The 13,179-nt window shown below is 69.1% G+C and carries 11 protein-coding genes; 3 read left to right on the top strand and 8 right to left on the bottom strand.

Translation table 11 applies throughout. The features are described 5' to 3' along the window. Nucleotides 1–14 precede the first annotated feature (14 nt). A complete protein-coding gene (locus BKA25_RS13555; RefSeq protein ID WP_084643664.1) occupies nucleotides 15–977 on the bottom strand; it encodes a glycoside hydrolase family 43 protein in 963 nt (320 codons plus the stop codon). Between the two features lie 367 nt (nucleotides 978–1,344). Then, nucleotides 1,345–1,992, bottom strand: a complete 648-nt coding sequence (locus tag BKA25_RS13550) for a DUF1707 SHOCT-like domain-containing protein (RefSeq protein ID WP_069849365.1) — start codon at nucleotides 1,990–1,992, stop codon at nucleotides 1,345–1,347. Nucleotides 1,993–2,282: 290 nt separating this feature from the next. Here BKA25_RS13550 and BKA25_RS13545 point away from each other — a divergent pair, with 290 nt between their 5' ends. Then, complete coding sequence (locus BKA25_RS13545) at nucleotides 2,283–2,903, top strand: L-threonylcarbamoyladenylate synthase (protein ID WP_069849366.1); 621 nt, start codon at nucleotides 2,283–2,285, stop codon at nucleotides 2,901–2,903. Nucleotides 2,904–2,928: 25 nt separating this feature from the next. Here the strand turns inward: BKA25_RS13545 and BKA25_RS13540 are convergent, their stop codons facing one another. The 6 genes from BKA25_RS13540 to BKA25_RS13515 all read right to left on the bottom strand — a co-directional run bounded on the left by BKA25_RS13540 (nucleotide 2,929) and on the right by BKA25_RS13515 (nucleotide 8,748). Then, nucleotides 2,929–3,786: an ABC transporter ATP-binding protein gene (locus BKA25_RS13540; protein WP_216637829.1), complete on the bottom strand. Its 858-nt coding sequence runs from the start codon at nucleotides 3,784–3,786 to the stop codon at nucleotides 2,929–2,931. Continuing rightward, on the bottom strand, nucleotides 3,783–4,844 hold the full coding sequence (locus BKA25_RS13535) for a FecCD family ABC transporter permease (protein WP_069849367.1): 1,062 nt from the start codon (nucleotides 4,842–4,844) through the stop codon (nucleotides 3,783–3,785). The genes BKA25_RS13540 and BKA25_RS13535 overlap by 4 nt, the downstream gene beginning before the upstream one ends. Continuing rightward, the gene (locus tag BKA25_RS13530) at nucleotides 4,841–5,881 is read right to left on the bottom strand and encodes a FecCD family ABC transporter permease (RefSeq protein WP_069849368.1); all 1,041 of its coding nucleotides are present in this window, start codon (nucleotides 5,879–5,881) and stop codon (nucleotides 4,841–4,843) included. Before BKA25_RS13530 ends, BKA25_RS13535 begins: the two co-directional genes overlap by 4 nt. Nucleotides 5,882–5,897: 16 nt before the next feature. Beyond that, the gene (locus tag BKA25_RS13525; RefSeq protein ID WP_069853669.1) at nucleotides 5,898–6,923 is read right to left on the bottom strand and encodes an iron-siderophore ABC transporter substrate-binding protein; all 1,026 of its coding nucleotides are present in this window, start codon (nucleotides 6,921–6,923) and stop codon (nucleotides 5,898–5,900) included. A 275-nt stretch (nucleotides 6,924–7,198) separates the two neighbouring features. After that, entirely contained in the window at nucleotides 7,199–7,855 is a 657-nt protein-coding gene (locus tag BKA25_RS13520) for a 4'-phosphopantetheinyl transferase family protein (protein ID WP_069849370.1), read from the bottom strand. 128 nt (nucleotides 7,856–7,983) lie between these two features. After that, on the bottom strand, nucleotides 7,984–8,748 hold the full coding sequence (locus BKA25_RS13515; RefSeq protein WP_069849372.1) for a thioesterase II family protein: 765 nt from the start codon (nucleotides 8,746–8,748) through the stop codon (nucleotides 7,984–7,986). Between the two features lie 966 nt (nucleotides 8,749–9,714). Here BKA25_RS13515 and dacB point away from each other — a divergent pair. Both dacB and BKA25_RS13505 read left to right on the top strand, forming a co-directional pair. Then, nucleotides 9,715–11,316 carry a D-alanyl-D-alanine carboxypeptidase/D-alanyl-D-alanine endopeptidase gene (gene dacB, locus BKA25_RS13510; protein ID WP_236750826.1) on the top strand — a complete coding sequence of 534 codons (1,602 nt, stop codon included), beginning with the start codon at nucleotides 9,715–9,717 and terminating at the stop codon, nucleotides 11,314–11,316. A gap of 111 nt (nucleotides 11,317–11,427) precedes the next feature. Continuing rightward, nucleotides 11,428–13,071, top strand: a complete 1,644-nt coding sequence (locus tag BKA25_RS13505; RefSeq protein ID WP_069849375.1) for an ABC-F family ATP-binding cassette domain-containing protein — start codon at nucleotides 11,428–11,430, stop codon at nucleotides 13,069–13,071. The last annotated feature ends 108 nt before the right edge of the window (nucleotides 13,072–13,179 follow it).

Raw genomic sequence — 13,179 nt, 5'->3', positions numbered from 1 at the left:
TTCGTCGAACAGGGTCAGCCCCGGGTCTGCTGGACGGGCCGCATCAGGCCGGCGGCGTCGTACTCCACCCGGTCCACACACACCGAACGGCGGAACTGGGTGCCGCCCGGCAGGTCGGAGGTGTGATAGGCGATGTACCACTGCCCTCGGAACTCGAAAAACGCCTGATGATTCGTCGGGCTGCTCACCCGGCCGTTGACGGTGCCCCGGAACGTCCAGGGCCCTGTCGGCGACGGCGAGGTCGCATAGTCGATCGTCGCGGGATTGCCGCCAGCCGCGTACGACAGGTAGTGCAGGTCGCCACGACGATGCAGGAACGGCGCCTCCCAGAAACCGGGCAGCCCGGTGATCGTCTGGACCGGACCCGAGAGCGAGATCATGTCGTCCGCCAGCGGGGCATAGCGCAGCTCCCACCACGAACCCCAGTACAGATGGGCCTGCCCGTCCTCGTCGACGAACACCGTGGGGTCGATGTTGAGCGTCGGCGCGCCCGGGTCGCTACCGCTGACCAGCGGGGTGCCTCGTGCATCGCGGAACGGACCGAGCGGCGAATCGCCCACCGCCACGCCGATCGAGAACCACGCCGGGCCCCGATCGGAGATCGGCACATACCAGTAGAAACGGCCATCGCGCTCGACACACTGGCTCGCGTAGGCCGCGCCGTCCGACCACGAGAAATCCCGCCAACTCAGCCGGACGCCGTGATCAATCCAGGTGCTCAGGTCGTCGCTGGAGAACACATGCCAGTCGTTGATCAGGAAGTCGCCTGCCTCGGGTGGGGCGACATCCCGCCCGGCGTACAGATACACCCGATCCTGATGCACCAGCACGGCGGGATCGGCGGTGTGGATGTGCTGGATGATCGGGTTGCTCCACTGCTGCGCGGCCCGTTGCCCACCGGAACGGGGGAGAGCGGCCGCATTGGCGACGAGGCCGCCGGAGAGGGTGGCTGCGGCGACGGTCGCGCCCAATCCCATTGTTCTGAGCATTCGTCGGCGGTCGGGAAAACCAGGACTGTCCATGACGGACCCTTCGATCGAAGGCGAACGGACCACCTGCTCCTCGGGCGCGCTCGACCGGACCGCATGCGGTGAACGCCGGACCTGCCACGGCATCATCCACCCGGGGGAACGCGCGACCACGCGACCGGAGCCGACGGAGAACAGCGTCCGATGGAACGCTCTCACGTGCCTTTTCAGGCACCGAAAGCGGTTTCAACGCTAGGTGTGGGTCACACCACCGTCAAGCGGCCGTTCGGTCGCCGAGACTGCGCTGAATCCGAGGGGCCCGTGTTCGCCGGAACGTCGCTGTCGGCCTCCTGGCCGATTCCGCTGTGGACGGCTGTTATTCGTCCTCGTCCTGGTCGCGGCTCTCGGACGCGAACTCCTCCTGCGTGAGGATGTCGACCCTGGCCATCGCACCCCGCACGGTGACCGTCACCTCGTCCGCGTCGTCGGAGCCGATGCATGCCTGTTCGCAGTTGGACCGACCGAACAGGAAAGGACCATCCGTGCGTACCCGGACGTCATCGGGCACAACGATCTCGAGGCGACCGAACAACGCGCCGACCTCGACACTGGGCTCGTCGGCGCCGATATGGATCGTCTGCCTGCCGAACACCGCCGCGCCGTCGTCGGAATTCAGCACCTGCCAGCCGAGGAATGCTCCGCCTGCAAGCACCACGCCGGAGATCATCGTGCCGATGATGCGAGAGAGGAGACCGCCCTCCTCCGGCTTGGTCTCCTCGCATGCCTGGGAGCCCTCGGGCGGGACCGGCTTCTTGTCCGCCTCGTTTTCCGTAGTTGTCGGCTCTGGGAGATCACGGGTGAGTACGTCCAGTTCCGCGCGAGTCCGTGCACCCCAGGCCTGCGCGGTCCGCTCGTCGTACTCCGTCAATGTCAAGACGCCGTCATCGAGCGCCGCTCGCAACCGGGCGTCCACACTCCGGCGCTCACGATCACCGATGCGAATCTCGATCTGCTCGTCCTCCACCGCGCCATTCTCGCAGAGATTTCACGTTCCCTTTGCAGGTATGCGCCCGGCACCGGCTCTGACGGCCGTTCGGCCGGGGGCGAATGGGCAAGCGAGAATCGGCGATTTACCGGATGTCGCCACCGTGGCCCAAGACAGTTCGCCACGTACATGGAGGTTGGCCATCCGGTTCAGTCGTCTCTGTGTGTTCTCCACCAACATCGATCTCGACAGGTCGACCGATCCCGCCGCCCACCGCACTCGCCGCGACGTGATCCCCCGCCGCACACCGACACCCCTAAGCTCCTGGGATGGCGAAGTATTTCGATGTGCATCCAGAGAACCCGCAGCGGCGCACGGTCGGGCAGGTGGTCGACCTGGTGCGGTCCGACGGGCTGATCGCGTATCCGACGGATTCCTGCTTCGCGTTGGGCGTGCAGCTGGGCAACCGGGACGGCCTCGATCGGATCCGGGCGATCAGACGGCTCGACGATCGGCACCATTTCACCCTGATGTGCCGGGATTTCGCGCAGCTCGGGCAGTTCGTGCACGTGGGCAATGCGGTGTTCCGGGCGGTCAAGGCCTCCACGCCTGGTGGGTACACCTTCATTCTGCCCGCGACGAAGGAGGTGCCGCGCAGGCTGCTGCATCCGAAGAAGAAGACGGTCGGTGTGCGGATTCCCGATCACGTCGTGACTCAGGCGTTGCTGGCCGAGCTCGGCGAGCCGTTGTTGTCCAGCACTCTGCTGCTGCCTGATCACGAGGAGCCGTTGACCCAGGGTTGGGAGATCAAGGAGGAGTTGGACCACAGCCTGGACGCGGTGATCGACTCGGGGGACTGTGGGACGGAGCCGACCACGGTGATCGATTTCTCCGAGGACGAGCCGGTCATCGTTCGCCGGGGTGCGGGCGACCCCTCGCGGTTCGAATAGGGCCGCCACGCCGGACTGCCGCCCGTCAGGCGTTCGTCTGGTCGGCCAGTGGGCGGGGCATCGGGATGACCAGGGGACTTCCGGAATGCGGGTCGGCGATGACATCGCAGTCCAGTCCGAAGACCGTCGTCACCAGCTCTGCGGTCAGCACCTCGGCGGGCGGACCCTGGGCCACCACGGTCCCGGCGTTCATGACGACGAGGTGGGTGGCGTAGCGGGCGGCCTGGTTCAGGTCGTGCAGCACCGCCACGATGGTGCGTCCGTCGCGATGCAGCTGGGCGCACAGTTCGAGGAGATCGAACTGGTGGGCGATGTCGAGGAAGGTCGTCGGCTCGTCGAGCAGCACGATGTCGGTCTCCTGCGCGAGGACCATCGCGAACCAGGCTCGTTGGCGTTGGCCGCCGGACAACTCGCCGACCGGGTGATCGGCGCTGGCGACGAGGTCGGTGCGTTCCAGTGCCCGGTTCACCGCCACGTCGTCGGCGTCGCTCCACTGCCGCAACAGCGAGTGGTGCGGGTAGCGGCTGCGGCCGACCAACTCCCGGACGGTGATGCGTTCGGGGGCGATCGGGTTCTGCGGCAGCAGGGCGAGACGGCGCGCGACGGCCTTGCCCCGCAGACCACGCAGATTCGTGCCGTGCAGCAGAATCCGGCCCTCGGTCGGCACCACCACTCGGCCGAGCGCCTTGAGCAGGGTGGATTTGCCGCACCCGTTCGGCCCGATGACGACGGTCAGACCGCCGGTGGGGATGTCCAGGCTCAGTTCGCGCACCACGGGATCTCGGCCGTAGCCGAGTGTCACGCCGTCGGCGCGCAGGCAGCACGGCGCGGTGCCTGCGGCATCGGAGCGCTCGCCGGCCTCCGTGTCGGGGTGCAGTGTCATAGCGCGCCCTTTCGCCATTCGCGGATCAACAGGAACCCGAGATACACCCCGCCGATTCCCATGGTGAAGATGCCCACCGGCAGGCCGTCGCCGAGCGGGGAGTGCTGCGCACCCAGATCGGCCAGCACCAGCAGCAACGCCCCGGTCAACGCCGAGAGCACGAGGTTCGGGCCGGGGCTGCGCGAGAGCCGTTTGGCGATGTTCGGTGCGGTGAGGGCGATGAAGGAGATCGGTCCCGCGACGCTGACGGCGGCCGCGGACAGCAACACCGACAGCACGATCGCCCATGCCCTGGCCGCACGTGGGTTGGCGCCGAGCCCGTCGGCCAGCTCGTCGCCCATCTCGGTGATCGAGACACGGTCGGCCAGGACGATCACGAAGGGGATCAGCACCAGCAGTGCGAGTCCGATCGTCAGGGCGTGCTCCCAGGAACGGGATGCGAGGCTGCCGTTGAGGTAGGCCGAGAGCACCGTGGCCTGATCGCGGGCGACCACGAACACCACGTAATGGGTGAAGGCCGTCGCCATCGCGGCCACGCCGATGCCCGCGATGATGAGCCGGCCGGGGTTGCGGAATCCGGTGCCGGTGGAGAAGTACACCAGCAGGGCCGCGCCCGCGCCGCCGATCACGGCGCCCACGGGGACCGGGATCAACCCGGGGATCAGCAGTCCGAAGAAGGCGGCGCCCGCGCCCGCGCCGTTGCCGACGCCGATCACGTCGGGGCTGCCGAGCGGATTCCTGGCCACGGATTGGAAGAGGGCGCCCGCCAGTCCCAGTGCGAAGCCGGTGCCGATCGCGACGACGAGGCGAGGGCCACGCAGTCGTTCGAGTACGAACGCCGTCTGCGGGTCGAGGTCGCCGGTGGCCAGGCGGGCCAGGTCGGCGAGTGCGACGCCGAGGGTGCCCAGGGTGAGTGTCGCGGTGGCGCCGATGAGCGTGGCCGCCACAAGCGACAGTGCGACCATCGCGGAGCGGGGCCGGATCGGGAGCATGACGGCCGAGCCGAGTCGCAGGCCGGGGCGGCGGTGTCGGCGGGTCCGGTCGAGGTGGGTGGTCATGCGTCACCGCGCATTCGCCGTACGGTCAGCAGCAGCAACGGTGCGCCCGCGAAGGCGGCGACCACGCCGACCATCAATTCCTGGGGGCGCAGCAGCACGCGGCCGATCACGTCGGCGGCGAGCAGCAGTGTCGGTCCGAGCAGCAGGGCACAGGGGATCTGCCTGCGGAAGTCGATGCCCACCAGTGCGCGCACGATATGGGGGACGGCGAGGCCGACGAACGCGATGGGGCCTGCTGCGGCGGTCGACGCCGCGCTGAGCAGGATGGCTGCCAGTAGTCCTGCTGCTCGTACGACGGTGGCGTTGACGCCCAGTGAGGCCGCCGTCTCGTCGCCGAGGGCGAGGGCGTTGAGTGCGGGGCTGCACACGACGCCGATGGCCAGGCCGACGAGCAGGATCGGCAGGACGGAGGACACCAGGTCGAAGTCTCGGCCCGCCAGCGAGCCGACCACCCAGTGGCGGTAGCCGTCGAAGGCCTCGGGGAGGCTGAGGGTGACCGCCTGGATGTAGGCGGCGAGGACGGCCGATACCACCGCGCCGGCCAGGACCAGCCGCACGAGGCCTGCGCCCGGTCCGGCCGCGCCGATGAGGTAGACCGACAGTCCGGCCAGGATCGAGCCGGGCAGGGCCCACCACACGGTGGTCGTCGCGCCCTGGACCCCGAGGAACGCGGTGGCGGTCACGATGCCTGCGGCCGCGCCCATGTTGATCCCGAGCAGGCCCGGTTCGGCCAGTGGGTTGCGGGTGATGGCCTGGAGGAGGGTGCCCGCGATCGCGAGTCCGGCGCCGGCGAGGATGCCGAGCAGGGTGCGCGGGTAGCGACTCTCGATGACCGTGACCAGGTATGGGTCTGCCGTGCCGTCGAACACGGCGAGGACATCGGCGGGTGTGGTCACGCGGGAGCCCAGGATCAGGCTGGCGAGGACCGCCCCGCCCAACAGCGCCAGGCAGGCGGCCAGCAGCAGGGGATAGCGGCCGGTGCGTGCGGTGGCGTGTCGGGCGGCGCGTGGTCGGGTGGTGGTGGGGGCGGAGGTCACGTCGGGGCTGGTCCGGCTAGTCGATTCGGCTGATCGCGTCGTCGATCAGCGGCAGGTAGCGGTCGATCGCCCACGGCACGGTCAGCGGGTTGATCATGGAGGATGCGGTGACGAAGGGGTTCTCGTCGCTGGCGACCAGGGAATCGCGTTCGACGGCGGGGATGGAGCCGTAGAGCGGCTGTGCCTCGATCTGTTCCCGGGTCTCGGGGTCGGAGTAGAAGGTGAAGATCAGGTCGCTGTCGCCGAACTGGTCGGCCTGTTCCAGTCCGATCAACGCCGAGTCGGTTCCCTCCGTCTCCGGGAAGCTCTCCGCGATCGGGTCGACGGTGAGCCCGAGGTTGCGGACCATCGCGACGCGTTGCTCGTCCGGCAGGAAGACACCGAGGGTGCCAGGGCCGTTGGTGTAGATGTAGGAGAAGGTGACGTCGGCGTACTCGGGGCGGGAGGCCGCCGCCTCGGCGAACTGCTCGTCGATGGTGGTGATCAGTTCCTCGGCCTCGTCGGGCATGCCCAGGGCGCGTCCGATGATCTCGATCTGCTCGTCCCAGTCGGTGCTCCAGGCCAGGTCGGGGTAGGCGACCGTGGGCGCGATGTCGCTGAGGATGTCGAACTGTTCCTGGGTGATGCCCGACCAGGGGGCGAGGATCACGTCGGGGGCCAACTCCACGATGGCGGGGAAGTCGATGTCCTCACCGCCGGTGAACAGTGTCGGAAGCTCCCCGCCTGCCTCGGTGATCGCCTCGTGCACCCAGGGCAGGTAGCCGGTCTCGTCGCTGCCCCATTCGTAGCTCTCGACGCCGACGGGGATCCGGCCGAGGGCGATGGCGGTCTCGGCGGAGCCCTGGCCGAGGGTCACGACGCGTTGCGGGTCGGCGGGGATCTCGGCGTCGCCGAGTGCGCTCTGGATGGTGACCGCGCCCTCGCTCTCGCCTCCGGTGGTGTCGGTGCCGGTGTCGTTGCCTGCACCGCAGCCCGCGAGTCCCACGAGTGCGGCGGCGATCAGCACCGAGGTCGTGCGTAACCGGCCAAGGGCGGAGTTCATGCGATGGTCCTCGTTCTCGTCCCGGTTGACGGCGTGGGCAGCGGCCGACGGCGGGCGAGGCATAATGCGAGCGCGCTCGACCCGGTTTCCGTGCCACGCGCGATCAACGCCCGGCGGATAATGAAGGTTAGACTAACCTAAGTATCCGGGTTGGTTCGAGATTTCCGCCGTGGCCCGGGTCACGGGGGCCCGATCGGGTCGGGAGCCGACACCGCTCCACCGCGCCGATCAGGCGAACGTCGTGTGTCCGAGGGCCACGGTGAGGACGGCGGGCGTCAGCGCAGTACGGCGATCGCCGTGGTCACCACGCCGTCCTGAACCAGCCATCGGCCCGCGAACCCGGTCAGATACAGGCCTTCGGCGGTGTCGCCGGGGACGAGTAGCCGGGCCTGGAAGGCCCCCGCTTCGGCGTCGATCGTGATGTCGGCATCCTCGAAACCGAGCCACCGGCCGGTCAACGGGAACCACGCCTTGTAGACGCTCTCCTTGGCGCTGAAGAGGATCCGGTCCCAATGCACGGTGGCGTCCGCCCCGGCCAACGCGGCATGCCGGACGCGCTCGGCGGGCAGCGAGACCGCGTCCAGTACTCCGTCGGGCAGCCTGTCGTGCGGCTCGGCGTCGATCCCGATCGTCGAGACCACCTCTGACCGGCCCACCGCGGCGGCCCGATATCCGGCACAGTGCGTCATGCTTCCCACGATTCCCGCAGGCCAGATCGGTGCCCCGCGCTCGCCACGCAGCAACGGCGACGGCGGCACATCCAGTTCGGCCAGCGCGAGCCGGGCACAGTGCCGCACGGTGCGGAACTCGCGGCGCCGCTTCTCCACGGCGGCGGCGACCAAAGCCTCCTCCTCGGGAAACAGCGTCGCCTCCGGCGGGTCCTCCCGCACATCCACCGCGACCACCTCGGACGGCAGGATCTGCTTGATCACGATCTCCCTCTCGGCGGATGGGGTTCCCGCATTCTCCGGTGTCCGTCTCGCGACCTCGTCGCGCGGCTGCCGATCGATCGGTCGGCGAGGCAGTCGGGCACGTCGGCTGTTCCGACGTGCCCGGTCGATCAGCTTCCGGTGGTGACGCGCCCGGTCAACCTGTTCGCGATGTGCTCGATCAGGGCAGGTGCATGGTCGTTCAAGTAGAAGTGCCCGCCCGGGTAGACGTCGAGCTCGAAGCCGCCCGTCGTGTGAGTGGCCCAGCGTTGGACCTCGTTCACGTTCGCCTTGGGATCGTCGTCCCCGAGCAGCGCGTGGATCGGCGCGGCGATGCGGGTGTGGTGCTCCGGCCGGTAGGTCTCCGCCGCGCGATAGTCGTTGCGGATGGCGGGCAGCACCAGCGCCACCATCTCCTTGTCGTCCCATAATCCGTCGTCGGTGCCCGCGAGTTGCTTGATCTCGTCGATCAAGCCCGCATCGTCACGCAGGTGCGCGGTCTCGTTCTCCCGGATGGCGCTCGGGGCCCGTCTGCCGGAGACGAACAAGGTCGTCGGCACCACTCCATGCGCCTCCAGTCGTGCGGCCAGCTCGAAGGCCACCGAGCCGCCCAGACTGTGGCCGAAGAGCGCCAAGGGCTTGTCCTGGAAGGGCAGCACGACCTCGACCAGACGCTCGGCCAACTCCTCCACGGTCTCGACGCAGGGCTCGGACCGCCGGTCCTGCCTGCCCGGGTACTGCACGGCGAGTACCTCGATCTGTGGCGACAGACCTCGGGAGAGCGGGAAGAAGTAGCTTGCGGCCCCACCCGCATGCGGCAGGCAGAGCAGACGCGCTCGCGCGGTCGAGGTCGGATGAAAACGTCGTATCCACGCTTCGCTCGTGCTGGCGGTCATCGCAGTGGGTCGTCCTTCCCGAGAAAAGATCTTTCACGAGGATGCTGCGGGACGAGCGGCCGTAAGACAAGGGACGTTCCTCACAACGGTGGGTATCCGAGCGGCGACACGACAGCGCCGACGGTCCTCGAACCGTCGGCCGAGTGCGGTTCGTCGCAAAGCGTCGGGCATGACGCGACGAGGCCGCCGACTCGGGGTGTCGGCGGCCTCGTCAGAAAGGCGGACCACGATGTCGATCGCGATCCACCACGCGCTAGTTCCGGCGCCGTCGCAATCCGCGCCGGGACGGCGGGCTCGTATCGGGCCGATCACGTCCGCGCTCGCTGGGCCTGCCCGGGGGACGACCTCGTGGCGCGGACGTCCAATGCGCATGCTCGAGGGGCCAGCCCCAGGGCACCCGGTCGAGCACCCGGCCCGGTTCGATACTGCGGGCAGGCGCCTCGGTCGAGCCGACGCACGGCAGGCTCGCGGCGAACCGACCGACCCCTGCACTCCGCGCCCGGCCGGAGCCCCGGATCGATCCAGGTCCGTGTTCGCGTCGCAGCACCACATACCTCCCCGGTTGGAACAGCGGACTCGCGCAGGCTCACCCCGAGACGACCGGATCCGACCTCGGTCGGGCAGCTGGTCCTCGGGGGAGTCGAGACTCGGACTCGTCGTCGACGAGAGCGACCGACGCGAGGTGACGCGCCCGCCGCTCGGCCATCGCGTGCTTCGGCGCATTCCCGGGATGTCGCCGATGGTGACGATCTCTGCGGTTTCTCAAAGATCGCAGAACTCGCCGGGCCCGGCAGTCGATCCCGGTGGACTTCACTCGACAGAGGCGACCGTCCCGCTCACTCCATCAGGGGTCCGCTATTCGCCATTCGGCGGGTTGCCTGCGGTCGATGCGTTGACCGGTTCACCCGGACATGCCTAATGTCGACTGTCCGATCACTTCGGGATCGCCCCCTTTCGGAGGCTGCGATGACCAGTCGGTTGCACTACGTGGGCGCGGCGGTGACCGCGGTTTCGCTCATAGGACTACTTGCGCTGCCCGGCATGGCGGGCAGCACCGAACCCATCGGCGATCAAGCCCTGGCCTCGGATCTGGATCGCATCCTCGCCGACTCCCGATTGGACGGTGCGGGCGTGGGCGTGGTGGTGCGCACCGTCGCCGACGGCGAGACCCTCTACCAACGCGGAGCCGAGGAGCTGCTGCTGCCCGCGTCCAACGCGAAACTGCTCTCCTCCGTCGCCGCGCTGGAGGCCCTCGGACCGGACTACCGATTCCGCACCGAGGTCAGCAGTCCGGCCCGGCGCTACGGCGGGGTGCTCAACGGCGACCTGTATCTGCGCGGGACCGGCGATCCGACCCTGCTCGCCGAGGACTACGACGCACTGGCCGCCGACATCGCCGACGCGGGCATCGATCTGGTGCGCGGCGACCTCGTCGCCGACGACACCTGGTTCGACGATGTGCGGCTGGGCACCGGCTGGGCCTGGGACGACGAGCCCTACTACTACTCGGCGCAGATCTCCGCCCTCACCGTCGCCCCGGACACCGACTACGACGCGGGAACGGTGATCGTGGAGGTCGCGCCCGGCGCCGAGGAGGGCGCCCCGCCGGAGGTCACCGTCGAACCGCCCACCGACCACGTCACCGTGGACGTCCGCGCGACGACCTCGGCAGCGGGCAGCACCGAGGCCATCACGGTGCACCGGGAACGCGGCGGCAACGCCATCCGCGTCGACGGCAGCATCGCGCTCGACGGTGCTCCCACCCAGGACTGGAGCACGGTCTGGGAACCGACCGACTACGCGGCCGACGTGTTCCACCGGGCCTTGGCCGATCACGACGTCCGAGTGCTCGGCGATGTCGTCCGGGGCAGCACACCCGAGCATGCCGAGGTGCTGGCCGAGCACGACTCGATGCCGCTGGACGAGCTCATGGTGCCGTTCATGAAGCTCAGCAACAACGGTCACGCCGAGGTGCTGGTCAAGGCGATGGGCGCCGAGCACGGCGCCTCGGGAAGCTGGCGGGCCGGCGGCGCGGTGCTGACCGACACGCTCGCCGACCTCGGTCTGCCTGCCGCCGACTACCGACTGGTCGACGGGTCGGGTCTCTCCAGGATGGACATGGTGACGGCCGACCAGCTCACCACGCTGCTGGTCGCGGCAGGCGACCGACCGTGGTTCTCGGACTGGTACGAGTCCCTGCCGATCGCAGGCGAGTCCGACCGGCTGGTCGGCGGCACCCTGCGGAATCGGTTGGCGGGCACCGAGGCGGCGGGCAACGTGCACGCCAAGACCGGCTCGCTCACCGGTGTCACGGGGCTGTCCGGCTATGTCACGGCCGCCTCCGGTGAGGAGCTGGTCTTCTCGGTGGTGTTCAACAACTACCTCGGCGCGAGCCCCAAGGACATCGAGGATCTCGTCGCGCTGCGGCTGGCCCGCTATGCGGGCGAGCAGGACCGCGTGATCGACGTCGAGACACTGTCCACACCCGAGATTCGGCTGCCCGTCGACGATCCGCGCACCCCCGTCGACGAATCGGCACTGGAATGCACCTGGGCCCGCGCCTGCTGAGCCGCCGAGACGGTCGCCGCACCGACGGGTGCGGCGACGTGCGCCGAGGGCGCAGGCACGTCGAGGGCTTGCCGGGGATATCGGGGCGCGCCGATTAGGATCGGACGCCTCATGAGTACAACTCTCGTCGCCAAGGACCTCGCGGCCGGTTTCGGCGACCATCTGCTGTTCAGCGGACTCGACCTCGTGGTCGCGCCCGGCGACGTCATCGGTCTGGTCGGGGTGAACGGCGCAGGCAAATCGACGTTGCTGCGGCTACTCGGCGGACTGGGCACTCCCGATCAGGGGACCATCACCCTCAACCCGCCCAGCGCGACCGTCGGCCACCTACCGCAGGAACCAGAGCGGCGACCCGGCGAGACGGTCCGGGACTTCCTCGCCAGACGCACCGGTGTCACCTCGGCACAGACCGCGCTGGACGCCGCGGTCGCCGCACTCACCGAAGGCGCCCCGGGCGCCGACGACGCCTACGAGACCGCCTTCGACCGCTGGCTCGCCCTCGGCGGCGCCGACCTCGCGGAACGCGCTGAGGAGATCACCGGGCAACTCGGTCTCGACGTCGATCTCGACCGGCACATGACGGCGCTCTCCGGTGGTCAGGCGGCCAGGGCGGGAATGGCCTCGCTGCTGCTGAGCCGGTACGACGTCTTCCTGCTCGACGAGCCGACCAACGACCTCGACCTCGACGGACTGGACCGGTTGGAACGGTTCGTCAACGGCCTGCGGGCGGGCACGGTGTTGGTCAGCCACGATCGGGAGTTCCTGGCCAGGACCGTCACCAAGGTGTTGGAACTCGACCTGGCCCAACAGCGGGTGCACCTCTACGGCGGCGGATACGACGCCTACCTCGCCGAGCGCGAACGACTCCGCCGCCACGCCCGACAGGACTACGAGGAGTACGCCGACACCCGGGACGCGTTGGCCGCGCGGGCCCGCACCCAACGCGCCTGGATGGAGAAGGGCGTCAAGAACGCGCGACGGAAGTCCGGCGACAACGACAAGATCGGCCGCAAGTTCCGTTCCGAGTCCACCGAGAAGCAAGCGGCGAAAGCCCGCCAGACCGAGCGGCTGATCGAACGACTCGATGTCGTCGAGGAGCCTCGGAAAGAGTGGGAACTGCAGATGTCGATCGCCACGGCCCCCCGATCGGGTGCGATCGTGGCGACCCTGCGGGGTGCGGTGTTGCGGCGTGGGACCTTCGGCCTCGGACCGATCGACCTGCACATCGACTGGGCCGATCGCGTCGCGATCGTCGGGGCCAACGGGGCGGGCAAGTCCACCCTGCTCGCGGCGTTGCTGGGCAGGCTCGAACCGGAGACGGGATCTGCGGCGCTCGGTTCCGGGGTGGTCGTCGGCGAGGTCGACCAGGCCAGGGCGCTGTTCCTGGGTGACATGCCGTTGCTGGAGGCCTTTCGCGCCGAGCTACCCGGCCCGCCACCGGATGAGATCCGCACCCTGTTGGCGAAGTTCGGGCTGGTCGCCGAGCACGTCTTCCGGCCAGCGTCCTCGTTGTCGCCGGGGGAGCGGACCCGCGCGGCTCTGGCCCTGCTGCAAGCCCGGGGGGTCAACCTGCTCGTCCTCGACGAGCCGACCAACCACCTCGACCTGCCCGCGATCGAACAGCTCGAATCGGCCTTGGACTCCTACACCGGGACCCTGCTCCTGGTCACCCACGACCGTCGAATGCTCGACGCGGTACGGGTGAATCGCCGCATCGAGGTCGCCGAGGGTGGCATCACCGAACAGGTCGTGTGAGCCGGGAGCCGGGACCGACCGTCTGACCGCGACCCGCCCGAGCAACGCCGATCGGCGGGCGGCGGAATCGGCGCTCGCGCTGCCGACTGGGCCGATCGCCATAAACTC

Source organism: Actinoalloteichus hymeniacidonis (assembly GCF_014203365.1).
Taxonomy (GTDB): Bacteria; Actinomycetota; Actinomycetes; order Mycobacteriales; family Pseudonocardiaceae; genus Actinoalloteichus_A; species Actinoalloteichus_A hymeniacidonis.
The sequence above is the reverse complement of the archived record's forward strand: the minus strand, read 5'-3'. Positions and strand labels throughout refer to the sequence as shown.